Origin of the sequence: Streptomyces sp. NPDC050264 (genome assembly GCF_040655895.1) — a bacterium.
In the GTDB taxonomy this organism is placed as follows: domain Bacteria; phylum Actinomycetota; class Actinomycetes; order Streptomycetales; family Streptomycetaceae; genus Streptomyces.
In genome coordinates, this window is sequence record NZ_JBFAKV010000002.1 from 34,879 (window position 1) to 36,169 (window position 1,291).

Below are 1,291 nucleotides of genomic sequence, written 5' to 3' on the forward strand. Positions count from 1 at the left end.
GCACCACCTCTCCGGCCGTTACGGAGCCGTCGGCTGTCCCCAACCCCTCGGCGGTCATCGAACCTCCGGCCGGCACCACCTCTCCGGCCGTTACGGAGCCGTCGGCTGTCCCCAACCCCTCGGCGGTCGTCGAGCCTCCGGTTGGCACCACCTCTCCGGCCGTTACGGAGCCGTCGGCTGTCCCCAATCCCTCGGCGGTCGTCGAGCCTGCGGCCGGCACCAATTCCCCGGCCATCGCCGAGAGCTCGCCCGTCACCAACCCCCCGACCGACACCACCCCCTCACCCGTCCCCTCATCCCCAGCCGTAACCGCCTGGCGAGCCGCCCGTGACGAGGCCCTCCTCTGGAAGCAGCGGACCGATGCCGCTGCCGTGGACCATCACCGCCTGCACCTAGCGGCCTCCCGGCTGACCGCCGATCCCAAGGGTTCGGCCGCGATCGCGGAGACGGACCGGCCGGAGAAGTACAAGGAGCCGGCGTGGCGCGACGAGGCGCCGAAGCCGTACACGATCGCCGAAGGCACCGGCACCGGCACCGGCACCGGTTCCCCGGCGCGCACCCTCACCTCGCCGGACGGTGCCACGGTGCGCGAGGTGTACGACGTGCCGCACGACGGCGCCTCGTTCTTCCACGCGCTGCTGGCCGCCGCCGGGACCCGGGGCCGGTCCCTCCTGATCGGCACCGAACTCGCGGACCGGTTCGCGGACACGCCCGGCGACGCGACGGTCACCGCCGAGGCCATCGATGCCGCCCGCAACCGTCTCGCCGAGGCGCTGGGCCAGGACGGCAACGAGGATCTGCTCGAAGCCCTCGCCCTGGACGTCACGGACACCTTCACCGCGACTGAACTCAAGGACGCGGGCGTGACGTTGTCGTCCGAGCAGCAGGCCGAGTTCGACGCCTTCGGGCGACTCCCGTTGACCTTCTGGCCGACACCCGCCCAGCGGGTGGACCTCGCCGTCGCCGCCCTGTCCCGCCCGTTCGCGAGCGAGCCGCGGCAGGACAGCGCCGCGAGCCCGGACGGCGAACCGGCGCCGCCCGAGCGCCTGGCCGGCGACCACGGCGGAGCCGACCTGCTGCCCGCGCTCGCCGCGCGGGTCATGGGCACCCCGCTCACCGTCGTCACGGACAAGGGCCGCAACCAGGTCTTCCTGCCGAACAGAGGGGACCCGGCCGCCGTCAAACCGGCCGTCGACCCGGTCCTCTACGCCGCCGACGACTTCTTCCACGCCGCCCTGCCCCCCGGCACCCCGGCCCCGGTCACCACCGCGCTGCCGAAGGGCCCCGACAC

At 73.9% G+C, this 1,291-nt stretch carries 1 protein-coding gene and 1 pseudogene; one reads left to right on the plus strand and one right to left on the minus strand.

The window, feature by feature from the left end; translation table 11 throughout:
• Positions 1-256 (minus strand): annotated as a pseudogene (locus tag AB0J02_RS03030) (hypothetical protein); the annotation flags it as partial.
• 115 nt (positions 257-371) lie between these two features.
• Between AB0J02_RS03030 and AB0J02_RS03035 the strand changes: the two are divergent.
• Positions 372-1,291, plus strand: a 920-nt coding sequence (locus tag AB0J02_RS03035) for a hypothetical protein (RefSeq protein ID WP_363191789.1), incomplete at its 3' end; no start/stop codon positions are given.